This is a genomic window from Variovorax sp. LjRoot290 (assembly GCF_964253985.1).
Classification (GTDB): Bacteria; Pseudomonadota; Gammaproteobacteria; order Burkholderiales; family Burkholderiaceae_C; genus Variovorax.
Genome location: NZ_CAXURW020000001.1, coordinates 3,758,907 through 3,781,606 on the forward strand (window position 1 = coordinate 3,758,907; position 22,700 = coordinate 3,781,606).

Here is a 22,700-nt window from a genome sequence, read left to right on the forward strand (position 1 = left end):
TTCCGCGGCGGCTCCCGATGGGAGCGCGCCGCTAAGCCTCCAGCGTCATCTTCATGACGCGCATGCCCTCGTCGATCATCGCGCCGATCGCGCCTGCCGCCTCGTGCGGCAGCAGATCGGCGATCCAGACCATCCGGCTGCGCTGGTCGCCCTCGGCGAACACCTGCATCGATGCGTTGTAGTGCGTGAGCTGGCCGCCGGTCGCCGACCACGCCAGCCGGCGCGCGGCATCGTCGAGATCGACGATCGCCTCCCGCACCACCAGGCCGTTGCCGAAGGTGACGATGCGGGCCTCGCCCTTGCTCTCGAGCCGGCAGTCGGTCACGAAGCCCGGCACCAGGCGGTGGTGAATTTCGCCGATGTCGCGCACGACTTCCCAGATCTGCTCGGCGCTCGCCGCGACCTGTATTTCGCGTCGAATGGATGCCATGGACGTTCTCCTTTCAGTTGCATGCGAAGGATGTCTCATTCCAGAAACACCGCGGAACCGGCTCCGCCGGGCCGCTGGTGTTGCCCCCGGTGAGGGGGGTTGGCGGCCACACGAAGTGGGCAAGCCTGGGGGTGAGCCTCACCTCAGCAGTTGATCGACCAGGCGCTGGTCTTCGTCGTAGATCCAGCACTCGGCGAGCCGACCGTCGCGCACGCTGTATCGCAGCAGCCGCTCCAGCACATGCGTCGCGCCGTCGCGCTCGAACTGCTCGACCGCGACGATCACCCCGAAGTGCTCGCCCGCGAGCACGTCGCGGATGGACACAAGCCGCCGGTTCGTCTTCTCCTTCACCTGCTTGAGCAAGGCCAGGCAGGCCGCCTTGCCCTGGTGAACGCCAGCCAGCGGCCCGCCGCCGAAATAGTGGAAGACCACCTCGTCGTGGTAGCAGTCGAATATGGTCTTCAGATCGTTGGCCGCCCAGGCGTCTGCGTAGCGCCTGACAACCTCGCGCACCGCGCTTTCGGATGACGAGCTCATGAATCCTCCAGACGGATGAACCGATCCTAGGCGTGCAGGGCCAGGCGTTCTTGGAAAATCTTGCGGTCGCCGCGCGCCGCCTGCCTGAAGCGCCGCGGCGACACGCCGGCCGCGCGATGAAAGCTGCGCACGAAGTTCGAGAGATCGCTGAAGCCGACGTCGAGCGCCACCTCCGTGACCGGCCGCGCGCCCGTTGCCAGAAGTTGCGCGGCATGCCGAAGGCGCGTGCGCACCAGGTACTGGTGCGGCGTGACGCCGAGCACGCGCGAGAACAGGCGCAGGAAATGGAAGGAACTGAGGCCGACCTGCTGCGCTGCCTGGTCGAGATCGATCGCTTCGTGCGAGCGGGCCTCCAGCCAGAGCGCCGCCTCGACCGCCCGGCGCCGGTCGAGGGCAGTCACTTGAATCGCGCCGGGCTCGCGTTCACCGGCGAGTGCGACGAAGCGCGCGGTGAACAGCAGCGCGACCTCGTCGAGCCCGAGGTCGTTGCCGCCCTCGATCGCCGCCTGCGCCAGCTCTCCCAGCACCATCAGTTCAGGCAGCGGCGGCAAGCCGACGGTGCGCCAGATGCCGCGGCGTGAACCGATCTCGTCCATCAATTCCGGCGACAGATGAAAGGACAGGCACTCGTCGCCGCGCTGGTGGTGCTCGTGGGTGCAGACGTACTCGTCGCCCGAGCGGCCGACCAGCACCGAGCCGGCGACCATGTCGAACAAGCGGCCGCCGCAGCGGTAGCCGAAGCTGCCCTTGCGCACATACGAGACCGAGTTGTTGCAATGCAGTTCGGCAAACACCAGGTCGGATGGACCCGCGTCGCAGCGGTAGTCGATGACCGAGATCGAACCTTGGTGAAGCGCCTTCGTCGTGACCATGATCGAGCCAGTGTAGGCCCGATCATTGTTCAGCGCGCGACGCCCAGCAGCCGCTCCAGCACCTCGGGCTGCGTTCGCAGCGTGGCCGCGCGATCGGCATGCACCACCGTGCCGTGGTCGAGCACCACCGCCTCGTCGGAGATCGCGAGGATGGCCTGCGGATGCTGCTCGACGATGATCGCCGCCAGCCCTTCGTCCTGCGTGATGCGGCGGATCGCGCGCAGCAGCTCTTCGACGATGATCGGCGCCAGGCCTTCCAGGGGCTCATCGAGCAGCAACAGCCGCGGGTTGACCACCAGCGCGCGCCCCACCGCCAGCATCTGCTGTTCGCCGCCCGACAGCTGCGTGCCGAGATTGCTCTTGCGCTCGGCCAGGCGCGGGAACATCTCGTAGACGCGTTGCGGATTCCACTTGCCGGGTCGCTCGACTGCGCTCAGGTTCTCGTGCACCGTGAGCGACTTGAAGATATTGCGCTCCTGCGGCACCCAGCCGATGCCGGCCGCCGCGCGCTGGTGTGGCGAGAGCTTGTGCAGCGCCACGCCGCCGAGCGCGATGCTGCCGCCATGCTGGCGCGTCGCACCGGCCAGCGTATTGATCAGCGTGGTCTTGCCGGTGCCGTTGCGGCCCAGGAGCGCCAGGGTCTGGCCTTCGCCGAGGGTGAGCGCGATGTCGTGCAGGACCACGGCTTCGCCGTAGCCGGCACTGAGCTTCTCGATGCGCAGCAGCTCAGACATGGACAGCCCCCTGACCCAGATAGACCTCCTTGACCTTCGGATCGTTCGCGATCGTGTCGGGGTCACCCTCGGTGAGCAAGGCTCCGTTGACCAGCACCGTCATGCGGTCGGCAAAACTGAACACCAGGTCCATGTCGTGCTCGATCAGCAGCACCGACACGTCGGCCGGCAAGGCCGCCACGGTCTGCAGCAGCTCCTCGCGCTCGCCGGCCGGCACGCCGGCCACCGGCTCGTCGAGTAGCAGCACGCGCGGTTCGCAGGCCAGCGCGATCGCGATCTCGAGCAGGCGGCGCTTGCCGTAGGCCAGCTGCCGCGTCTGCTGCTGCGCAACGTCACCCAGATGAAACTGCTCCAGCAGCTGCGCAGCCCGCTCCGACACCCTGGACGAAGAGCCCAGCGGCCGCCACCACTGCGCGGCCAGCCCGGCCTGCTGCGAGATCACGAGCGCCAGCGTTTCCAGCGGCGTCATCGAGTCGAAGAGCTGGTTGATCTGGAAGGTGCGCACCATGCCGCGCGCCACGCGACGGTGCGGCGCCAGGCGCGTGATGTCCTCGCCCTCGAGCACGATGCGGCCGGCCGTGGGCGTGAGCACGCCCGTCAAGAGGTTGATCAGCGTGGTCTTGCCGGCGCCGTTGGGGCCAATCAGCGCGTGGCGCGCGCCGCGCTTCAGGTTCAGCGTCACGTTGTCGGTGGCCGTGATGCCGCCGAAGCGCATCACGAGGCCGGTGGCCGAGAGAACGATGTCGTTCATGGCTTGGCACTCCGGCGCGCGCCGAACCAGGTCCAGGGCTTCAACAAGCGGTCGCGTCCTACCAGCACCAGCAGCACCAGGATCAGCCCGATCCAGAACATCCAGTACTGCGGCGTCACCGCCGAGAGCCAGTTCTGCAGCAGCTTGAACACGATCGCACCCGTCACGCCGCCATAGAGCCAGCCGACGCCGCCGATCACCAGCATCAGCAGCACGTCGGCCGAGCGGTCGAAGGCCAGCACGTCGAGCGAGGCGAAGCCGGTGGTCTGCGCGAGCAGCGCACCCGCGGCGCCGGCGACCGCGGCGGCCACGGTATAGATCACCGCGATGCGCGAGATGACCGGAACGCCGATCGCCATCGCGCGCAGGCGGTTGTCGCGAATGGCCTTCAGCGTGGCACCGAAGGGCGAATGCACGATCCGCCGCATCAGCAGGAACAAGACCCCCATCACGGCCAGCGAGTACCAGGCCGCCGTGCGGCCGTAGAGATCGAACTCGAACAGTCCCAGCACCGGCCCCATCACCACGCCCTGCAGGCCGTCGGCGCCGCCGGTCAGCCAGTCGAGCTTGTTCGCAAGCTCGAGCAGCAGCAGCGCGGTGCCGAGCGTGACCATGAGCCGCGTGAGATCGCTGCCGCGCAAGATCGTGATGCTCGCCAGCGCGCCCAGCGCGGCGCAGAGCAGCACCGCAACGACCAGGCCCACCGTCGGATCGGGCATCACGAGCTTGGCGAACAGCGCGGCCGTGTAGGCGCCGAAACCGAAGAAGGCCGCATGCCCCAGCGAGACGATGCCGGTGTAGCCCAGGATCAGGTCGAGCGACATCGCGAACAACGCGACGATCGCGATCTCGTTGATCAGCAGCGCGTGCGACGGAAAAATACCCGGCAGCACGAAGGCCACGGCCCAGACCGCGAACTCCCACGGCCGCCAGCGCGCCTTCTGCACAAGCGACTTCTGGAAATCCATCACTTCCCTCCCCTGCGCGTGAACAGGCCCTGCGGCCGCCACATCAGGATCAGGATCATCAGCAGATAGACCGTGAAGGCGCCCATCTTCGGAATGAAATACTTGCCCGCCACGTCGGCAATGCCAAGCAGCAGCGCGGCCAGCAAGGGGCCGGTGATCGACGAGGTGCCGCCGACCGAGACCACGATCAGGAAATAGATCATGTACTTGAGCGGGAAGGTCGGGTCCATGCCGAGAATCTCGGCGCCGAGCGCGCCGCCCAGGCCCGCGAGCCCCGAGCCGACCGCGAAGGTCAAGAGGAACACCACGTTGACGTTGATGCCGAGCCCGGCCGCCACGCGCGGATCGTCCACCGCCGCGCGCAGCCGGCTGCCGAAGCGCGTCTTCGACAGGATGAGCTGCAGCACCACGGTGAGCACCGCGCACACGGCGATGATGAAGAGCCGGTAGTGCCCCATGCCCAGCAGCCACGGATCGGCCCCGATCTCGGTGCGGCCGCGCAGCCATTCGGGCAGGTGGATGTTCTGCTGCGAGGAGCCGACGAAGTAGTCGATGGCCGCCACCGCCATGAAGGCCAGGCCGATCGAAAACAGCACCTGGTCCAGGTGCGGCTTGCCGTACATCGGCCGGTAGAGCGTGCGTTCGAGCAGCGCGCCCGCCAGGCCGACGACGATGAAGGCAAGCGGCAGGCATGCCAGGAAGGGCAGGCCCAGCTTCTGCATCGCGAACACCGTGAGATAGCCGCCGGCCATCGCGAAGGCGCCGTGCGCGAGGTTGATGAAGTTCATCAGGCCCAGCGTCACGGCCAGGCCGACCGCGAGCACGAACAGCAGCATGCCGTAGGCGATGCCGTCGAAGAGGATGGTCAACATATCAAGCGGTCAAGCTGGGTAGCAACCGTTCGGGCTGAGCCTGTCGAAGCCTTCGACAAGCTCAGGCCGAACGGGGATCGGCCGAACGGTGGTGGACCGAACGGCGATTCATCACTTCGCCTTCCCTGGATCCTTCACCGCCTTGATCACGTCGAACTCCACGTTGTAGAGCTGTCCGTCCTTCTTCTCGACCTTGCGCAGATACACGTCCTGCACGATGTCGCGCGTCTGCGCGTCGATCAGCACCTGGCCGCGCGGGCTCTCGAAGATCTGGCCCTTCATCGCGGCGAGCAGCGCATCGCCGCCGCCCTGGCCCTTGGTGGTCTTGAGCGCCTCGTAGATCACGCGCATGCCGTCATAGCCGCCCATGGCCATGAAGTTGGGACGCATGTTCTTGTTGGCCTTCTGGAAGGCCTCGACGTACTTCTTGTTGAGCGCCGAGGGGTGCGCGGCCGAATAATGGTGCGTGGTGACCACGCCCAGCGCGCCCTCGCCCATGTCGTTGAGCTGGTCGTCGTCGGTCACGTCGCCGGTGGCGATCATCTTGATGCCGGCCTTGTCCATGCCGCGCTCGATGAACTGCTTCATCACCGCCGCGCCGGCACCCGAGGGCACGAAGACGAACAACGCATCGGGCTTGGCATCGCGCACCTTCTGCAGGAAAGGCGCGAAGTCGGGGTTGCGCAGCGGCACGCGCAGCGAATCGATCACCTTGCCGCCGTTGAGCTGGAAGCGCTCCTTGAAGTACTTCTCGGCGTCGTTGCCCGGGCCGTAGTCGGTGACCAGCGTGACGACCGACTTGATACCGTTCTTCGGTGCCCAGTCGCCCATCGCGACCGAGACCTGCGGCAGCGTGAAGCTGGTGCGCACGATGTAGGGCGAGGCCTCGGTGATGCTCGAGGTGGCCGCCGCCATCACCACCATCGGCGTCTTCGACTGGGTGGCGATGGGCGCGGTGGCCATGGCCGAGGGCGTGATGCCGAAGCCGGCCAGCACGTTGACCTTGTCGTTCACCACCAGTTCCTGCGCGAGGCGCTTGGTCACGTCGGGAAGGCTGGTGTCGTCCTTGACGATGAGCTCGATCTTCTTGCCCGCCACAGTGTCGCCGTTTTGCGCCATGTAGAGCCGGGCCGCGGCCTCGATCTGGCGGCCGGTGGTGGCCTGCTGGCCCGTCATCGGCAGCACCAGGCCGATCTTGAAAGTGTTGCCCTGGGCCTGGGCCAGCGGCATGGCCAGCGCAATGGCCGCAAGGCTCGCGGCCTGGACGAGGTGGCGACGTTGCATGGAAGTCTCCTTTTTGCTGAAAGCGGAATGCTGGCTATTGTGAACAAACGAAACTGCGATCGCGCCGAGGCAAACACCTAGCGCTGCGCTGGGGCTGCATGTTTCTGCGCGATTAGCCAACGGGGCGCGCGATGATCGCGCAAAGCCTTTCGGCGCTTCATGGACTTTCGGGACGCCATGCCGAATCGATGGTGATCGTTCCGACCGCGCGCGATACGCAGGCGCAGATGCGCTGGCCCTGCTCTTTCTCGTGCTCGCTCAGGAACACGTCGCGGTGGTCGATCTCGCCCTCGACCGCAAGCACGTCCATCGCGCACAGCCCGCATTCGCCGCGCCGGCAATCCCAGAGGGTCTGCACGCCGGCGGCTTCGAGCGCCTCGAGCAGGGTGCCGTCGGCCGGCACGGTGATCGCCAGGTCGTGGCGCGGAATGCGCACCTCGAAGGCCTGCGCCGCCAGCCGGCCGCTGCTGCCGAAGGTCTCGAAGCGCAAGTCGGCCGGCACGCGGCCGGCGGCGGCCCAGGCGCGCTTGACGGCTTCGAGCATCGGCACCGGCCCGCAGGTGTAGAGCTGGCCGCCGGCCGGCAGGGCCGCGATCTCGGCGGCGAAGTCGATCGGCGCGCTGCCGGTGTGGGCCTGCACGTTGGCGCCCAGCGCCTCCTGCAGCGTGGGCAGGTAGGCCAGTTCCTCGGCGCTGCGCGCCCCGTAGAGCATGCGCACACGCACGCCGTTGCGCTCGGCCAGCGCGCCCAGGCGCCGCGCCATGAAGACCAGCGGCGTGATGCCGATGCCGCCTGCCACCAGCAGGTAGCCCGGCGCCGTGGTGTCGAGGCCGAAGTGGCTCTGCGGCTCGGCGACGAGCAATCGGTCGCCGATCGCCAAGCGCCACATCGCGAGCGAACCGCCGCGGCCATCGTCCAGGCGCTTGACCGCGATGCGCCAGGAACGTTCGTCGGGCTCGCCGACGACCGAGTAGGAGCGCGTCTGCATGCGCCCCGAGCCCGGTGCGCCGACCAGCACCTGCACCTGCAGATGCGCGCCGGGCTCGTGCGTCGCGGCAATGCCCGACTCGGGCGTGATCTCGAACTCGCGCACGGTCGGCGTCAGGTCGCGCAGGGCAGTGATGCGCGCGGGCATCCAGTGGGTATCGCTTTTCATCAGGCTCTGCGGCGAATCAATTGCACGCCGGGCAAGGGGTGGTTCTGCGCGCCGTGCAGCGCCTCGCGCAGGTTGCGCTGCGCGAGGCGGCTGTGCTCGCGCATCAGCGCCTCGGCGCGCGAGCCTTCGCGGTTCTCGATCGCATCGAGCACCTGGCCGTGCTGGTCCTGCGCGATCAGCAGCATGTCGCGCGCGGCCGGCGAGTTCGCCTGCACCACCACGAAACCCGAGGGCGAAGCGAAAGGCAGGTTGATCACGCGTTCCAGCTGCTGCGCGATCAGCGGACTGCCCGCCATCTCGGACAGAAGCCGGTGGAACTGCTCGTTGAAAGTCACATAGCGCGAGAAGGCCGCATCGTCGAGCGCGGGCTCCTTCAGCAGTTCGTCGATGCGCTTCAGGCAGGCACGCGCCTCGCGCAGCACCACCGGCGCCGCGCCGCGCTCGGCCGCGAGCCGCGCCGACAGGCCTTCGAGCGTGCCGCGCAGCTCGATGGCGTCGGACACGTCGCGCTCGGAAAAAGTGCGCACCGCGTAGCCGCCGTTGGGCAGGGCTTCGAGCAGGCCTTCCTGCTCGAGCCGCATGAGCGCGCTGCGCACCGGCGTGCGCGACACCCCCAGCAGCTCGGAGATCGCCACCTCGGCGATGCGCGCGCCGCCGGGCAGCTCGCCGGCCAGCACCATCTCGCGCAGCCGCAACTGGGCCTTGACGGCTTGCGAGCTGCCGACTTCCGAAGGCTCGGTTGCGACGATGCTCACGTGCGCCCCCCCGCCGCTTCGGCCGCGGGCCGGATCGGAATGGCAGCTGTTCGCGGCCTTTCCTTCGCGATCATCTGGTCGATGAGCCGTCGCGCCCACATCGCGCCGGCGTCGATGTTGAGGTTGTAGAAGCTGTAGTCGGGCCGCTCGTCGATGGCGCGCTGCTGGGCTTCGAGCACCAGCTCGTCCTCGCGGAAGATGCCGGCCACGCCTTCGCGCAGCTCGTGCGTGAGGCGCTGCTCGCCGATGCAGTAGTTGCGCGCGAAAGCCCAGAAATAGAGGCAGCTCTTGTCGGTCTCGGGCGTGATGGTGTTGAGCACGTAGCCGTTGACGCCCTGGCTGCGGTCGCCCGCCGCGCCGCTGCCCGCCTCGGCCACGCCGACATCGATGTTGACGGTGCAGGGTCCCTCGAAGCGGATGATCTGCCAGCGGTCGACCTTGCCCTGGTAGCCGTGGGCATGCCGGATCTGCGCGGCCCAGAAGGGCGGCGCATCGATGTTCTCCATCCAGCGCGTGACGGTGGCCGAGCGGTCGCCGTGGGTCGCGACGAAGGGCGCCTCCGCCACCGCGCGGTTGCCGATCGAGGAGCCGTGCACGAAGGTCTCGTGCGTGAGGTCCATCAGGTTGTCGACCACCAGCCGGTAGTCGCAGGCCACGCGGATCATCTTGCCGTCGCCGGCCCAGGCCGGGTCGTCGTTCCAGTGCATGTCGGGCACCAGCGCCGGGTCGGCCTTGGCCGGATCGCCGGGCCAGACCCAGACGAAGCGGTGCTTCTCGACCGCCGGGTAGGCGCGCACGCAGGCCGACGGGTTCAGCGTCTCCTGGCTCGGCATGTGGGTGCAGCGACCCTGGCTGTTGTAGACCAGGCCGTGGTAGCCGCAGACCAGCTCGTCGCCATCGAGGCGGCCCATCGACAGCGGCATCAGCCGGTGCCAGCAGGCGTCTTCCAGCGCGGCGACCTGGCCGTCGGTGCGCCGATACAGCACCAGTTTCTGGTTGCAGACGGTGCGTGCCAGCAGCGCGTGCTTGAGCTCGACGTCGTAGGCGGCCGCGTACCAGGCGTTGAGTGGAAAAGGGCTTGAAGAGGTGCTCATGGGATACTCAATGTATACATTTTAACCGGTATTTCCAACACTTTTCGGGGCTAAAACGAGGGTAAATACCGACCCCACTGTATCCAACGCGGTCCATCGGCATGAGATTACGATCGACCGTACTTTTTCTGATTTCGACGGAGCACTCCATGTCCCAGCACGCCCGCCTGCCTGCCCGCTACGACCACGTCGGCAGCTTCCTGCGCCCCAAATACCTGCTCGAAGCCCGCGAGCAAAAAGCCAGGGGCGAGATCACGCCCGAACAGCTTCGCAGGGTCGAAGACAAGGCCATCACCGAGATCGTGAAGTTCCAGGAGGACATCGGCCTCAAGAGCATCACCGACGGCGAGTTCCGCCGCACCTACTTCCACATCGACTTCCTCGAGCAGCTCGGCGGCGTGAAGACCGACATCCCGGTCACCATCAAGAAGCCCGACGGCACCGAGGAGCTGGCACCGCCGGTGATGCGCGTCATCGACAAAGTGACGCACGCGAAGTGCATCCAGCTCGCGGACTTCGAGTACCTCAAGAGCCAGGTGTCGGCCGGCAACACGCCCAAGGTCACGATCCCCTCGCCCACCATGCTGCACTTCCGCGGCGGCCGCGCCGGCATCAGCAAGGTGGCCTACCCCGAACTCGACCCGGAGTTCTACGACGACGTGGCCAGGGCCTACGGCGACGAACTGCGCTCGCTGGCCGCGGCCGGGTGCACCTACGTGCAGATGGACGACACCAACCTCGCCTACCTGTGCGACGAGAAGATGCGCGAAGCCGCCCGCCAGCGCGGCGACGACCCCAACGAGCTGCCGCACCGCTACGCCGCCTTCATCAACAAGGTGGTGGCGCAGAAGCCCGAGGGCATGATCCTCGCGATGCACCTGTGCCGCGGCAACTTCAAGAGCACGCATGCGGCGGCCGGCAACTACGAGCCGGTGGCCGAGGCGCTGCTCAAGGAGATGGACCTCGACGCCTACTTCCTCGAGTATGACGACGCCCGCTCGGGCGACTTCCGGCCGCTGCGCTTCCTGCCCAAGGGCAAGACCGTGGTGCTGGGCCTGGTGACCACCAAGTTCGGCGAGATGGAAGACAAGGACGAGCTCAAGGCGCGCATCGAGGCAGCCGCCAAATACGTGCCGCTGGAGCAGCTCGCGCTCTCGCCGCAATGCGGATTCTCGAGCACGGTGCACGGCAACAACATCGCCGTCGAGGCGCAGCGCGCGAAGCTGCGGCTGGTCGTGGAAACCGCACAGGAGGTGTGGGGCTCCCTCTGAGGTGCACGCGAGGTGAAGTCGGGGCATGATCGCGCTCCATGAAGCTCTTCACCGGCCCCCTCAGCATGTTCGGCGCCAAGGCGCAGATCGCGGCGCTCGAAAAAGGCATCGCGATCGAAGCCGTGATGGTGCCCTTCGACCGCGACGACAACTACGAGCCCAGGCACCCCGAGGTGCTGCGCATCAACCCCAAGCGGCAGGTGCCGGTATTGATCGACGGCGAGGTCGAGATCTTCGACTCGACGCAGATCTTCGAGTACCTCGAAGACCGGGTGCCGGATCCGCCGCTGTGGCCGCGCGGCGTGGTCGAGCGGGCACGGGCGCGCCAGCTCGAGCACATGTCAGACGAGGTGTTCTTCCCGCACGTGATCAAGCTCATGGGCCTGCAGCACGACATGCAAAGCGAGGCCGCGGTGGCAGCCTGCGCCGCCTGCGCCCGTTTCTATGTGCAGATGGAACATCGGCTGGCGCACGGCGACCACCTCGCCGGCTCCTATTCGTTTGCCGACATCGCCTTCTACATGGCGCAGGTGTTCGCTGACCGCAAGGGCGCAGGCATGACCGGCGACACGCCACGCCTTCTGGTCTGGCGCGAACGCGTGGGTGCGCGGCCCGCGGTGCGCGAAGTGGTCGGCCCGATGATGAGGTTCCTGGCCTCGCAAGGACGCCCGGTGCCCCTGGCCCTCCAGTCGCACCTCGCGTGAACCGCATCGACGACCTGCTCGACTGGCTGCCCTCGCCGTCGCAGCATTTGCTGGTCGTCACCTTCGCGCTGCTCGTCTACGTGCTGACGACGCGCGCAAGGCGCGAGCAGCGCGCGCCCAGCACCGCCATTTCATGGGTGATGGGTCTCGTGCTGCTGCCCTACTTCATCCTGCCGATCTACCTGCTGTTCGGCCAGCGCAAGCTGCGGCCCGCGGGCTCGCCGCGGCCGCGGCGCTCGGTACCTGCCGGGCACTGGGCTGCCGACCTGGTCGAAAGCTTCGGCCTCGCGGCGCCCGGACCTTGCGCGGTGCGCTTCCATGCCGACGGCGGCGCCGCGCGCGATGCGCTGTGGGAAGTGATCGAGGGCGCGCGCACGCGCATCGACGTCTGCACCTTCATCATCGGCGACGACGCGCTCGGGCACGAGGCGATCAACCGGCTCTCGCGGCGCGCGCGCGAAGGCATCAAGGTGCGGGTGCTGCTCGACGGCTTCGGCGCCTTGTCGCTGCCGCGAAGCCACTTCGACACGCTGCGCGATGCCGGCGCCGAGGTGGCCGTGTTCCGCCCGATCTTCAGCCTGCGCCGCGCGGGTCCGCGCAACCTGCGCAACCACCGCAAGCTCACGATCGCCGACGACGGCTGGCTCTGGTCGGGCGGCCGCAACATGGCGGGCGAATACTTCCTCGGCAACCACGACTACCCGGTGGGCTGGCGCGACCTGTCCTTCGATTTGAAGGGCAGCGTGGCCACCGCGGCGGCGCGCCAGTTCGACCATGACTGGGCCTCGGTGCGCGGGCGCAAGCCGCGCGCCATCGCGGCCGCGGTGGCGCCGCCGGCTGGCGGCCTGGCGCAATTCCTGCCGAGCGGCCCCGACCAGACCGAAGACACGGCGCACGCGCTCCTGATCGACGCCTGCTTCCGCGCCGAGCACCGCGTGCTCGCGATCACGCCCTACTTCGTGCCCGGCGACGGCCTGCGCGATGCGCTGCGCCTGGCCGCGCGGCGCGGCGTGCAGGTCACGATCGCGATTCCCGCGCAGTCCAACCACCGGCTCGCCGATTTCGTGCGTGCCCGCGCCATGCGCGACCTGGCGCGCGCCGGCGTGATCTTCCGCATGCTGCCCTTCATGGCGCATGCCAAGGCGGTGGTGGTCGACGAAGAGCTCGCGCTGTGCGGCTCGATCAACCTCGACATGCGCAGCCTGCTCCTGAACCACGAGGCGGCGGTTGTGTTCTACGACCGCAACGAAATCGACTGGCTCGCGCAATGGATCGAGGCCATCGCCTCGGCCGGCGAGACCTACCGCGCGCGCCGTCCGGGCATCGTGCGCGACGTGGCCGAAGGACTGCTGCTGACCATCGCGTTCCAGCTCTAGGTCTTGTTGGTGTAGCTGGCGTTGCCAAGTCCGGTGCCGATGGTCAGCATCGCCCAGCGCTTCACGTCGCGCATGAAAGGCAATTCGCTCAGGCCCTGCACCACGGCATCGTTGTGCATCAGAACCAGGGCGGGCTCGCCGCCGATCGTCGGAATTTTTTTGCCCAGCTCGGTCGGCAGATGGAAGTGTTCGCTCTCCCAGTCGCCCGGCAGGTTCTGCGCGCCGCGCGCGATCGAGCCATCCTTGCGGATCAGGCCCGGGCAGCCGATGCCGATGAAGGGCGCCAGGCGGATGCCCTTCTTCGTGGCGTAGCGGATCTGATCGTGGAGCATGTCCACCAGGCGCTCGACCAGCACCTTGCGCGCCGGGGCGTCGTCCGCATGGCGCCACTTTTCGCGCCGCAGCACCTTCGCCTTCGACAGGTCCTTGGCGCGCTTGCGGCGCATCTTGACGATGCCGCAGCGCACGTTGGTGCCGCCGATGTCGATCGCGAGGATCGCGTCACGGCCTTTCAGCAGCGGCGGCGGTGCCAGGTGCAACCAGCCGAGCAATCCGCCGTCGTCGGTTTCGTGGCCGATGCGGCCCAATTGCACGTCGATGCCCATGCCCTGGAGGATGGCCGCCGCCTGCAGCACCGCGCGCTCGCCGACGTCGCTCTCCGGGAAGCCGCCGCCGATCACGATGCGCTCCACGCCCTGCCATGACGGCTGGCGCAGGAAGCGTTCGATGACCCAGGCCAGCTCCTCGGCGAATTCCTCGATGGCGCCATGAACCATGTCGGCGGCCTCGGAGGTCTGGCCGGCTTTGAGCGTGGCGTCCAGCGTGCTCTTGGGCAGGTCCTTCGAATGCTTGGCGCCCAACGGGTCCCTGCCCCTCTTCCGGCGGCGCCGTCGCCAGCGCTCCAGCAGTTCCCTGAACGCCGTCTGGCTGGCCTGGTCGCCGATGAAGCCGTCCTTGTCGCGCAACTGGAGGCTGTAGCCCTCGACCAGCACCGTAGGCAGTTCTCGCGCGCCATGGATCTCGGGTGGGGGAAGCGAAGCCTTTTTTTTTCTCTTGTGGGATGCCATTGCGTCTTTCACAAAAATTCAGTCGGCCGTGGTCTCGAGGATCAGGCGCGCGGTTTCCTCCGGCGCGTCCCAATGCGGAAAGTGGCCGCAGCGCTCGAACCAGTGCAGGCGCGCGTCGGGAAAAAGCCGCTGCGCCCGCGCGGCTTGCTGCGGAAAACAGACGCGGTCCATGCGGCCCCAGCCGATCACAAGCGGCTTGCGCATGCTGCCGATGGTCGCGCCTTGCGGCGGCGCACCGCGCACGAGATCGCGCAACACCAGGTTGAAGGACCGCGCAGCAGCACAGCTGCGCATTTCCTCGAGCACAAGCGACGGCGCCAGCATGGCCGACTGCGCCGAAAACTGCGTGAGAAGAAGCCTGCGCGACCATTCGTGCGCGGTGATCGTGGGCATCGCGAACTGCAGCGCACGCACCAGCCGCACCGAGAGCCAGATCGAAGCGTGGAAGACCTGGCGCTCCCAGCCCGCCCAGAATCCGCCGGGGTTGAGCGAGATGACGCAACCCAGCACACCGCCGCGGCGCGCCAGTTCGAGCACCAGGCGCGCGCCCATCGAACTGCCGACGGCGTCGGTGCCGATCAGGTCGTGCTCGCGCAGAAACTCCGTGATGGCATTGGCCAGGGTCTGCAAGGAGACTTCTCCTGCCAGCGGCGGGCTCTTGCCGAAACCGGGCAGGTCGATCGCGACCACCGCGCGCTTGGCAGCCAGCGGCTCCATGATGGTTTGCCACGAGCGCCAGCTGCTGCCAAGCCCATGAACGAGCAGCAGGGGCTTTCCTTGACCGCGTCGGACGTAATTGATCAGCACCGATTCAGCTTGCGTTCATCTGGTGCGGCGCAGCATCAGCCCCGCACACCAGCTGCTGTAGGAAACCGGCCTGTCACGCCGATACACTGCGCTCGATGCATCCCTCGCGCCGTGCGTGGCTGACCGCCTTGTCCTGCCTGGGCCTGCTGCTCTGCGCGGCCTCGTCCTCGCACGCGCAGGAGGGAAGCCTGCGCGTCGGCTCCAAGCGCTTCACCGAGTCGTACATCCTGGCGGAAGTGCTGGCGCAGACCGCATCGCCTCATACGGCGAGCCCGCCCGTGGTGCGGCAGGGCCTGGGCAACACGGCCATCGTCTACGAAGCCCTGCGCTCGGGCGGCATCGATCTCTACACCGAATACACCGGCACCATCGGTCTGGAGATCCTCAAGAACCCGCAGCCGATGACGCGCGAGGCCATGAACGCCGCGCTCGCGCCGCTCGGGCTCGGCGCCGCCATCCCGCTGGGCTTCAACGACGGCTATGCGCTCGCGATGCGCGCGGCCGATGCGGACCGGCTCGGCGTGCGCAGCCTGAGCGACCTGGCACGCCACCCTGAACTGCGGCTCGGGCTCTCGAACGAATTCATCGGCCGTGCCGATGGCTGGCAGGGCCTGGCCGCGCGCTACGGCTTCGGCCAGAAGCCGACCGGCCTGGACCACGGCCTGGCCTACGACGCGATCGCAGCCAAACAGATCGACGTGATCGACATCTACACCACCGACGCCAAGATCGACCACCTCGGCCTGCGCGTGCTGGAAGACGACCGCCGCTATTTCCCGCGCTACGACGCGGTGCTGCTGTATCGCCTGGACGTGCCCACGCGCTTTCCGCAGGCCTGGGCCGCGCTGCAGAAGCTCGAAGGCCGCATCGACGAGCGCGCGATGATCGCGATGAACGCGCGCGCCGAACTGCAGGGCGTGGCTTTCGACGTGATCGCGCGCGACTTCCTGGCGCAGGGCAAGCACAGCGGGCCGGCGGGCGCCGAGAGCGCCGCGCGGGGCTTTGCCGCCAAGCTCTTCGGCCCCGACCTCGGCCGGCTGGCACGGCAGCATCTGCTGCTGGTGGCGGTCTCGGTCGGGCTCGCGATCCTGATCGCGGTGCCCTTGGGCATCCTCGTGTTTCCGCACCTGCGCTTGCGCGCCGTGGTGCTCGGCCTCACGGGCTTGCTGCAGACCGTGCCATCGCTCGCGATGCTGGCGGTGCTGATCTCGCTGATCGGCGCGATCGGCACCCTGCCGGCGCTGATCGCGCTCACGCTTTATTCGCTGCTGCCGATCATGCGCAACACGGTGACCGGGCTGGCCGAGGTGCCTGTGGGCCTGCGACAGGCTGGCACGGCGCTCGGGATGACCGGCAGGCAGAGCCTGCGGCTGGTGCTGTTGCCACTGTCGCTGCCGACGCTCTTGGCCGGTGTACGGACGGCAACGACGATCGCGATCGGGACGGCGACCATCGCGGCCTTCATCGGAGCCGGAGGCTTTGGAGAACGCATCGTGACCGGCCTTGCGCTCAACGACCGCGAGTTGCTGGTTGCGGGCGCGGTGCCGGCGGCGGTGCTGGCGCTGTTGAGCGAGGGGGTGTTCGAGCTGATCGAATACTGGCTGCGAAGGGGGCAACGACGCGCTTCATCTTGAGGCCTGGAGCCGGGGCGAACTCCCGGCTCCGGCGCCTCTAACCCCAACCCTCTCCCGGAGGGAGAGGGAGCAAGACAAGACGCTCAAGCCAGCGTGTAGGCCGTCTTCACCACGGTAAAGAACTCCTGCGCATAGCGCCCCTGCTCCCGCGGCCCATAGCTCGACCCCTTGCGCCCGCCGAAGGGCACGTGATAGTCCACCCCCGCGGTCGGCAGGTTCACCATTACCATGCCCGCCTGGCTGTGGCGCTTGAAGTGCGTCGCGTACTTCAGGCTCGTGGTCGCGATGCCCGCCGACAGGCCGAACTCGGTGTCGTTGGCGGTGGCCAGCGCCTCCTCGTAGTTCTTCACCCGGATCACGCTCGCCACCGGCCCGAAGATCTCTTCCTTGTTGATGCGCATCGACGCCACCGATTCGCTGAAGAGCGCCGGCGACATGTAGTAGCCCTCGGTGTCCAGCTTCAGCCGCTCGCCGCCCGCGGCCAGCGTGGCGCCCTCGCCCTGGCCGATCTCGATGTAGTTCAGGTCCTGCTGCAGCTGGCTCTCGCTGGAGACCGGGCCGATATCGGTGCCCTGCGCCAGCGCGTCGCCGACCTTGATCTTCGCCATTCGCGCCTTCATCGCCTCGATGAACTTCGGATAGATGCCCTCGGTCACGATCAGCCGGCTGGACGCGGTGCAGCGCTGGCCGGTCGAATAGAAGGCACTCTGCACGCTGAGCTCGACGGCCTGATTGAGGTCGGCATCGTCCAGCACCACCTGCGGGTTCTTGCCACCCATCTCGAGCTGCACCTTCTTGTGCTTCGTCGCGCACTGCACCGCGATGTTGCGGCCGACGCCCACCGAGCCGGTGAAGCTGATGGCATGGATGCCGGGATGGTCGACCAGGGCGTTGCCGATCACGCTGCCGCGACCCATCACGAGGTTGAACACGCCGGGCGGAATGCCCGAGCGGCTGATGATCTCGGCCAGCGCCCAGGCGCAGCCGGGCACCAGGTCGGCGGGCTTGAGCACCACGCAATTGCCGAAAGCCAGCGCCGGCGCGATCTTCCAGGCAGGGATCGCAATCGGGAAGTTCCACGGCGTGATGAGGCCGACCACGCCCACGGGCTCGCGCGTGATCTCGACGCCGATGCCGGGGCGCACCGACGGAATGACTTCGCCCGAGAGGCGCAGGCATTCGCCGGCGAAGAACTTGAAGATGTGGCCGGCGCGCGTGGCTTCGCCGATGCCTTCGGGCTTGGTCTTGCCCTCCTCGCGCGCGAGGAGGGTGCCGAGTTCTTCCTTGCGCGCCAGGATCTCGTTGCCGATCTTGTCGAGCGCATCGCTGCGCGCCTGGATGCTGCCGGTGGACCAGGCCGGGAAGGCCGCGGTGGCTGCCGCGACGGCCGCATCCACCTGGGCGGCATCGCCCTGGGCATATTGCCCGAGCACGTCGCCCAGGTTGCTCGGATTGGTATTCGGGCTGTAGCTGGCGCCGGCGCGCCATTCGCCGTTGATCAGGTTGTCGAAGTTCTGCATGGCAGTTCCTTGGAGGTCGGTCGGAAAAAAAAATGAAGGGCCGCAAGAGCGGCCCCGCGCAGTGGGGAACTCTACGCTCCCTGCAACGAGCGCACTCGGAAACGGCCTATTGCGGGCCGAGCTTGTCGATCAGCGCCGCCAGCGCGTCGTACTCCTCGAGCTTGAGCTCGGTGAGCGGCGTGCGCACCGGGCCGGCGTCGTGTCCCACGATCCTGGCGCCGGCCTTCACGATGCTCACCGCGTAGCCGTGGCCCTTGTTGCGGATCTCCAGGTAGGGCATGAAGAACTCCTTGAGCAGGCGGTGCTGCGTGGCCATGTCGTCGTCGGCCACCGCCTTGTAGAAGTCCATCGCGGTCTTCGGGATGAAATTGAACACCGCCGAGGAATACACCGGTGTGCCCAGCGCCTTGTAGGCCGCCGCATAGACCTCGGCCGTCGGCAGGCCACCGAGGTAGGCGAAGCGGTCGCCCATGCGCAGGTGGATCGAGCTCATGAGCTCGATGTCGCCGATGCCGTCCTTGAAGCCCACGAGATTGGGGCAGCGCGCGGCCAGCTTCTCGAGCGTGGCCGGGTAGAGCTTGCTCTGGCCGCGGTTGTAGACGATGACGCCGAACTTCACGCTCTTGCACACGGCTTCCACGTGCGCGGCCAGCCCTTCCTGGCCGGCTTCGGTCAGGTAGTGCGGCAAGAGCAGGATGCCGTGGGCGCCGGCCTTCTCGGCCGCCTGCGCGCACTGGATCGCGAAGCGCGTGGGGCCGCCGGCGCCCGCGATGATCGGCACCTTGCCGCGGCAGGTGTCGACCGCGGTGCGGATGATCTGGGGATATTCGTCGGCGGTCAGCGAGAAGAACTCGCCGGTGCCGCCGGCCGCGAACAGCGCGCTCGCGCCGTAGGGCGCCAGCCATTCGAGGCGCTCGATGTACCCCTTCTTGTGGAAGTTGCCTTCGGCGTCGAAGTCGGTCAACGGGAAGGACAGCAGGCCGGAGCCCATGATGGATTTGAGTTCTTGCGGATTCATGCGATTGAAGTGAAGAAAGAAAAAGATGAGTCCTCAGCTCCGTTCGCCCTGAGCTTGTCGAAGGGCCCCTCGTCCTTGCTCAGGACAGGCTTCGACAAGCTCAGCCCGAACGGCCGGGATAGTTGCTCTAGTCCAGCTTGATCTGGGCCGCATCGACGACCTTGGCCCAGCGCGCGCGTTCCTTGTTGAAGAACTGCTCCTGCTCGGTCGGCGCCATGGTCACAACCTCGGCACCCTGCCCGGCCAGGCGCGAGCGGATGTCGGGCGAACGGATGATCGACACCAGTTCCTTGTTGAGGCGCTGGATCACCGCCTCGGGCGTGCCGCGCGGCGCCAGCATGCCTTGCCAGGTACCGGAGTCGAAGCCGGGCACGCCCTGCTCGGCAATGGTCGGCACATCGCCGATCAGCGGCATGCGCGTGGACTTGGAGACGCCGAGGATCTTGAGCTTGCCGCTCTGCACATGCGGCAGCGTCGCGAGCATGCCGTTCATCAGCACCTGGGTCTGGCCGCCCACCGTGTCCTGGATGGCCTGCACGCCGCCCTTGTAGGGCACATACTGCCAGCGCGCGCCGCTGGCGCGTTCGAGCGCCACGCCGGCGAGGTGCGGCGCGCTGCCGGTGGCGGTGACGGCGAAGTTCAGGTCGGACTTCTTCGACAGCGCGACCAGTTCCTTGAGGTTGCTCACCGGCACCGACGGATGCACAACCAGCAGGTGCGGCGAATAGGCCAGCATGGTCACGCCGCGCAGGTCCTTCGACGGGTCGAACGGCAGCTTGGTGTAGACCGACGGGCTGATCGCGAGCGCGCCGACGTCGCACAAGAGCAGCGTGTAGCCGTCGGGCGACGCCTTGGACACCAGGTCGGCGCCGAGGTTGCCGTTGGCACCGGCGCGGTTCTCCACGATGACCGATTGCTTGAGCGCTTCCGACAGCGGCTGGCTGATCGAGCGCGCGATGATGTCGGACGACCCGCCGGGCGGATACGGCACCACGATGCGGATGGGTTTGGCGGGCCAGGCGTCGGCAGCCTGTGCGCCGCTTGCGGCCAGCAGCCCGGTGCCGAGTGCGCCGAGCACGAGATCGCGTCGATTCATGGTCATGTCTTGTGTCTCCTGAGGATGGGAATGGGCGACTGCCGCGCAGGCACGCACATGCATGCGGCTTCGGGCTTGGTCATCAGTCATCGTACAACTAGTTGGGCGCCCTGTCCAGTCCTGCGCGCCGGCCGCTCAGGCCGGCGGCGTGCTATCGGCCGGATTGCCAGGCGGCGCGGCTTCGGCAGCGGCGCTCTTGGCCGCTTCCTGCGCGATCCGCAGCCGCTCGCGGCTGTTGGTCAGGTGGATGCGCATGGCCGCGCGCGCCGACTCCGGGTCGCGCCGCGCGATGGCGGCGTAGATCTCTTCATGCTCGCGGTTCACGCGGCTCAGGTATTCGCCGCGCCGGTCGTGGTTGCGGATGGCGGTGATGCGCGTGCGTGGAATGATCGTGGTGCCCAGGTGGCTCATGATGTCCGCGAAGTACGGGTTGCCGGTGGCCTGCGCGATCTGCAGATGGAAACGGAAGTCGGGCGCCACCGTGTCCCCCGCCACCGCCACGTTGCGCTCGAAATCGTCGAGCGCCTCGCGCATCGCGGCCAGCTGCTCGTCGGTGCGGCGCGTCGCGGCCAGGCCGGCGGATTCGGTCTCCAGGCTGATGCGCAGCTCGAGCACCGCGAGCACGTCGACCGAGGTCGCGATGTCCGAGGCATCGAGCCGGAACATGCCCGCGGCCTTGGGCTGCAGCACGAAGGTGCCGATGCCGTGGTGCGTCTCCACCAGCCCGCCCGCCTGCAGCTTCGAGAGCGCCTCGCGCACCACCGTGCGGCTCACGCCGTAGGCCTGCATGATGGCCGACTCGGTCGGCAGTTTGTCGCCCGGCTTGAGCTGCTGGCTGCGGATCTTCTCGCCCAGATCGTCGACCAGGCCATGGGCCAAACCGCGCCCGCGGCGGCGCGGGCTGCCGGTGAAGGTGGCGGCTTCGGCGCTAGCGATTGACCCCGTTGACAGGTTCGTCATGCGGTGATGATAATCGTCATCTCGTTGTACGACAACCGATAACTTACCAGCAGAGACAAACAAGAGATGAGCGAGATTTCCAAAGCCAATCCGCCCCGCGTGGCCCGGCTGCTTCTGACGGGCGCCGCCGGCGGCCTGGGCAAGGTGCTGCGCGAACGGCTGCGTCCTTATGCGGATGTGCTGCGCGTCTCCGACATCGCGGCGCTCGCGCCGGCCGAGGGCAAGCACGAGGAAGTCGTGCCCTGCGATCTGGCCGACAAGGCCGCGGTCGATGCGCTGATCGCCGGCTGCGACGCGATCGTGCACCTGGGCGGCGTCTCGGTCGAACGCCCTTTCGAGGAAATCCTCGAAGCCAACATCAAGGGCATCTTCCATCTCTATGAAGGCGCGCGCCGACATGGCGTGAAGCGCGTGGTGTTCGCGAGTTCGAACCATGTGATCGGCTTCTACAAGCAGAGCGAAACGATCGACGCCCACGCCGCGCGCCGGCCCGACGGCTACTACGGCCTGTCCAAATCCTTCGGCGAAGACGTGGCGCAGTTCTACTTCGACCGTTGGGGCATCGAGACCGTGAGCATCCGCATCGGCTCCTCCTTCCCCGAGCCGGCCAACCGCCGCATGATGAGCACCTGGCTCAGCTACCGCGACCTGACGACGCTGGTCGAGAGGTCACTCTTCACGCCCTCCGTGGGCCATACCTTGGTCTACGGCGTGTCGGCCAACCGCGATGTCTGGTGGGACAACAGCGCGGCCGCGCACCTGGGCTTCCAGCCGCAGGACAGCTCGGAAGTCTTCCGCGCCAAGATCGAGGCGCAGCCGCCCGTGGCACCGACCGACCCGAACGCCATCTACCAGGGCGGCGCCTTTACCGCCCAGGGCCCCTTCGGCGATTGAAGGCCATGTCCAGCAAAGCCGAGCTCGTGGTCGATGCTCGCTGCGGCACGGGCGAGAGCCCTGTGTGGTCGGCGGCTGACGAAGCGCTCTATTGGGTCGACATCCCGGGTCGGGCGCTGCACCGCTGGTCGGCGGCCGGCCATGTGAAGTGGATCGGTGAGGAGATGCTGGCCTGCGTCGCGCCGCGCGCCGATGTGCCGGGCGCCTGGATCGCGGGCATGGAAAGCGGCCTGTTCTCGATTGCAGCGCAGGACGACGGCACGCTCGCCGCGACGCGGCTCGCCCAGGTGGAGCACGCCCTGCCCGGCATGCGCTTCAACGACGGCCGCTGCGACCGCCAGGGCCGCTTCTGGGCCGGCACCATGCTGATGGACATGGCAGCCGGCTCGCGCGTCGGGCACCTCTATCGCTATGACAAAGGCGCCGAAGCACCCACCGTGCAACTCGACGACCTGATCGTGCCCAACGGCCTGGCCTTCAGCCCCGACGGCCGCACGATGTACCTCTCCGATTCGCACCCGAGCGTGCAGACCATCTGGGCCTTCGACTACGACACGGCCAGCGGCACGCCCACGAACCGCCGCGTCTTCATCGATATGAAGCCGCTGCCCGGCCGGCCCGACGGCGCCGCGGTCGACGCCGACGGCTGCTACTGGATCTGCGGCAACGACGCCGGCCTGGTGCACCGCTTCACGCCCGCAGGCAGGCTCGACCGCTCGCTCGAAGTGCCGGTGAAGAAGCCCGCGATGTGCGCCTTCGGCGGCCCGAAGCTCGACACGCTGTTCGTGACCTCGATCCGCCCGGGCGGCGATCTCTCCGAGCAGCCGCTCGCCGGCGGCCTGTTCGCGCTGCGCCCCGGCACCCAAGGCATCGCGGAGCCCGCGTTCGGCACCTGACAAC

At 67.7% G+C, this 22,700-nt stretch carries 23 protein-coding genes; 6 read left to right on the top strand and 17 right to left on the bottom strand.

The genetic code is table 11. The features are described from left to right. Window positions 1-31 precede the first annotated feature (31 nt). From ACSQ9A_RS18645 to ACSQ9A_RS18695, 11 genes are all read right to left on the bottom strand, one after another. Window positions 32-430, bottom strand: a complete 399-nt coding sequence (locus ACSQ9A_RS18645) for an SRPBCC family protein (RefSeq protein ID WP_093109892.1) — start codon at window positions 428-430, stop codon at window positions 32-34. 138 nt (window positions 431-568) lie between these two features. Continuing rightward, window positions 569-967, bottom strand: a complete 399-nt coding sequence (locus ACSQ9A_RS18650) for a nuclear transport factor 2 family protein (protein ID WP_436304709.1) — start codon at window positions 965-967, stop codon at window positions 569-571. Window positions 968-993: 26 nt separating this feature from the next. Continuing rightward, complete coding sequence (locus tag ACSQ9A_RS18655) at window positions 994-1,839, bottom strand: helix-turn-helix domain-containing protein (protein ID WP_436291062.1); 846 nt, start codon at window positions 1,837-1,839, stop codon at window positions 994-996. A 29-nt stretch (window positions 1,840-1,868) separates the two neighbouring features. After that, complete coding sequence (locus ACSQ9A_RS18660; RefSeq protein ID WP_436291061.1) at window positions 1,869-2,573, bottom strand: ABC transporter ATP-binding protein; 705 nt, start codon at window positions 2,571-2,573, stop codon at window positions 1,869-1,871. Further along, window positions 2,566-3,324 carry an ABC transporter ATP-binding protein gene (locus ACSQ9A_RS18665; protein ID WP_436304710.1) on the bottom strand — a complete coding sequence of 253 codons (759 nt, stop codon included), beginning with the start codon at window positions 3,322-3,324 and terminating at the stop codon, window positions 2,566-2,568. The genes ACSQ9A_RS18660 and ACSQ9A_RS18665 overlap by 8 nt, the downstream gene beginning before the upstream one ends. After that, a complete protein-coding gene (locus ACSQ9A_RS18670) occupies window positions 3,321-4,292 on the bottom strand; it encodes a branched-chain amino acid ABC transporter permease (RefSeq protein ID WP_093109897.1) in 972 nt (323 codons plus the stop codon). The genes ACSQ9A_RS18665 and ACSQ9A_RS18670 overlap by 4 nt, the downstream gene beginning before the upstream one ends. After that, complete coding sequence (locus ACSQ9A_RS18675) at window positions 4,292-5,164, bottom strand: branched-chain amino acid ABC transporter permease (protein WP_093109898.1); 873 nt, start codon at window positions 5,162-5,164, stop codon at window positions 4,292-4,294. The genes ACSQ9A_RS18670 and ACSQ9A_RS18675 overlap by 1 nt, the downstream gene beginning before the upstream one ends. Before the next feature lie 111 nt (window positions 5,165-5,275). Next, window positions 5,276-6,448, bottom strand: coding sequence for an ABC transporter substrate-binding protein (locus tag ACSQ9A_RS18680; RefSeq protein WP_436304711.1), 1,173 nt, complete (start codon window positions 6,446-6,448; stop codon window positions 5,276-5,278). 157 nt (window positions 6,449-6,605) lie between these two features. Next, window positions 6,606-7,604 carry a PDR/VanB family oxidoreductase gene (locus ACSQ9A_RS18685; protein WP_436304712.1) on the bottom strand — a complete coding sequence of 333 codons (999 nt, stop codon included), beginning with the start codon at window positions 7,602-7,604 and terminating at the stop codon, window positions 6,606-6,608. Continuing rightward, entirely contained in the window at window positions 7,604-8,359 is a 756-nt protein-coding gene (locus ACSQ9A_RS18690) for a GntR family transcriptional regulator (protein WP_093103233.1), read from the bottom strand. The genes ACSQ9A_RS18685 and ACSQ9A_RS18690 overlap by 1 nt, the downstream gene beginning before the upstream one ends. Beyond that, a complete protein-coding gene (locus ACSQ9A_RS18695; protein ID WP_436304713.1) occupies window positions 8,356-9,453 on the bottom strand; it encodes an aromatic ring-hydroxylating dioxygenase subunit alpha in 1,098 nt (365 codons plus the stop codon). The genes ACSQ9A_RS18690 and ACSQ9A_RS18695 overlap by 4 nt, the downstream gene beginning before the upstream one ends. Before the next feature lie 149 nt (window positions 9,454-9,602). On the opposite strand from ACSQ9A_RS18695, the gene ACSQ9A_RS18700 reads away from it, so the two are divergent. Genes ACSQ9A_RS18700 through ACSQ9A_RS18710 form a run of 3 tightly spaced genes read left to right on the top strand, consistent with a single transcriptional unit; the run spans window position 9,603 to window position 12,804 of the window. Then, window positions 9,603-10,724, top strand: a complete 1,122-nt coding sequence (locus tag ACSQ9A_RS18700; RefSeq protein WP_436304714.1) for a 5-methyltetrahydropteroyltriglutamate--homocysteine S-methyltransferase — start codon at window positions 9,603-9,605, stop codon at window positions 10,722-10,724. 38 nt (window positions 10,725-10,762) lie between these two features. Next, a complete protein-coding gene (locus tag ACSQ9A_RS18705) occupies window positions 10,763-11,428 on the top strand; it encodes a glutathione S-transferase family protein (protein WP_093103229.1) in 666 nt (221 codons plus the stop codon). Next, entirely contained in the window at window positions 11,425-12,804 is a 1,380-nt protein-coding gene (locus ACSQ9A_RS18710) for a phospholipase D-like domain-containing protein (protein ID WP_436304715.1), read from the top strand. The genes ACSQ9A_RS18705 and ACSQ9A_RS18710 overlap by 4 nt, the downstream gene beginning before the upstream one ends. Here ACSQ9A_RS18710 and ACSQ9A_RS18715 read toward each other — a convergent pair. Together ACSQ9A_RS18715 and ACSQ9A_RS18720 are read right to left on the bottom strand one after the other, a co-directional pair. Next, a complete protein-coding gene (locus ACSQ9A_RS18715; protein ID WP_436304716.1) occupies window positions 12,801-13,871 on the bottom strand; it encodes an ROK family protein in 1,071 nt (356 codons plus the stop codon). The two genes, ACSQ9A_RS18710 and ACSQ9A_RS18715, sit on opposite strands and share 4 nt — an antisense overlap. Window positions 13,872-13,889: 18 nt before the next feature. Beyond that, window positions 13,890-14,678 (bottom strand): alpha/beta fold hydrolase, encoded by a 789-nt coding sequence (locus tag ACSQ9A_RS18720; RefSeq protein ID WP_436304717.1) that lies wholly within the window; start codon window positions 14,676-14,678, stop codon window positions 13,890-13,892. 95 nt (window positions 14,679-14,773) lie between these two features. Between ACSQ9A_RS18720 and ACSQ9A_RS18725 the strand changes: the two genes are divergently transcribed. Continuing rightward, window positions 14,774-16,312, top strand: coding sequence for an ABC transporter permease/substrate-binding protein (locus ACSQ9A_RS18725; RefSeq protein ID WP_093103224.1), 1,539 nt, complete (start codon window positions 14,774-14,776; stop codon window positions 16,310-16,312). An 83-nt stretch (window positions 16,313-16,395) separates the two neighbouring features. Here ACSQ9A_RS18725 and ACSQ9A_RS18730 read toward each other — a convergent pair whose 3' ends face one another. The 4 genes from ACSQ9A_RS18730 to ACSQ9A_RS18745 form a co-directional block, all read right to left on the bottom strand. Then, window positions 16,396-17,832, bottom strand: coding sequence for an aldehyde dehydrogenase family protein (locus ACSQ9A_RS18730; protein ID WP_436304718.1), 1,437 nt, complete (start codon window positions 17,830-17,832; stop codon window positions 16,396-16,398). 106 nt (window positions 17,833-17,938) lie between these two features. Next, window positions 17,939-18,850, bottom strand: a complete 912-nt coding sequence (gene kdgD, locus ACSQ9A_RS18735; RefSeq protein WP_093103221.1) for a 5-dehydro-4-deoxyglucarate dehydratase — start codon at window positions 18,848-18,850, stop codon at window positions 17,939-17,941. A gap of 127 nt (window positions 18,851-18,977) precedes the next feature. Next, entirely contained in the window at window positions 18,978-19,952 is a 975-nt protein-coding gene (locus ACSQ9A_RS18740) for a Bug family tripartite tricarboxylate transporter substrate binding protein (protein WP_093103220.1), read from the bottom strand. 129 nt (window positions 19,953-20,081) lie between these two features. Further along, window positions 20,082-20,906: a FadR/GntR family transcriptional regulator gene (locus tag ACSQ9A_RS18745; protein WP_436304719.1), complete on the bottom strand. Its 825-nt coding sequence runs from the start codon at window positions 20,904-20,906 to the stop codon at window positions 20,082-20,084. A gap of 66 nt (window positions 20,907-20,972) precedes the next feature. Here ACSQ9A_RS18745 and ACSQ9A_RS18750 point away from each other — a divergent pair, with 66 nt between their 5' ends. Together ACSQ9A_RS18750 and ACSQ9A_RS18755 are read left to right on the top strand one after the other, a co-directional pair. Further along, a complete protein-coding gene (locus ACSQ9A_RS18750) occupies window positions 20,973-21,800 on the top strand; it encodes an NAD-dependent epimerase/dehydratase family protein (RefSeq protein ID WP_093103217.1) in 828 nt (275 codons plus the stop codon). Between the two features lie 5 nt (window positions 21,801-21,805). Further along, entirely contained in the window at window positions 21,806-22,696 is an 891-nt protein-coding gene (locus tag ACSQ9A_RS18755) for an SMP-30/gluconolactonase/LRE family protein (protein WP_436304720.1), read from the top strand. Window positions 22,697-22,700 lie beyond the last annotated feature (4 nt).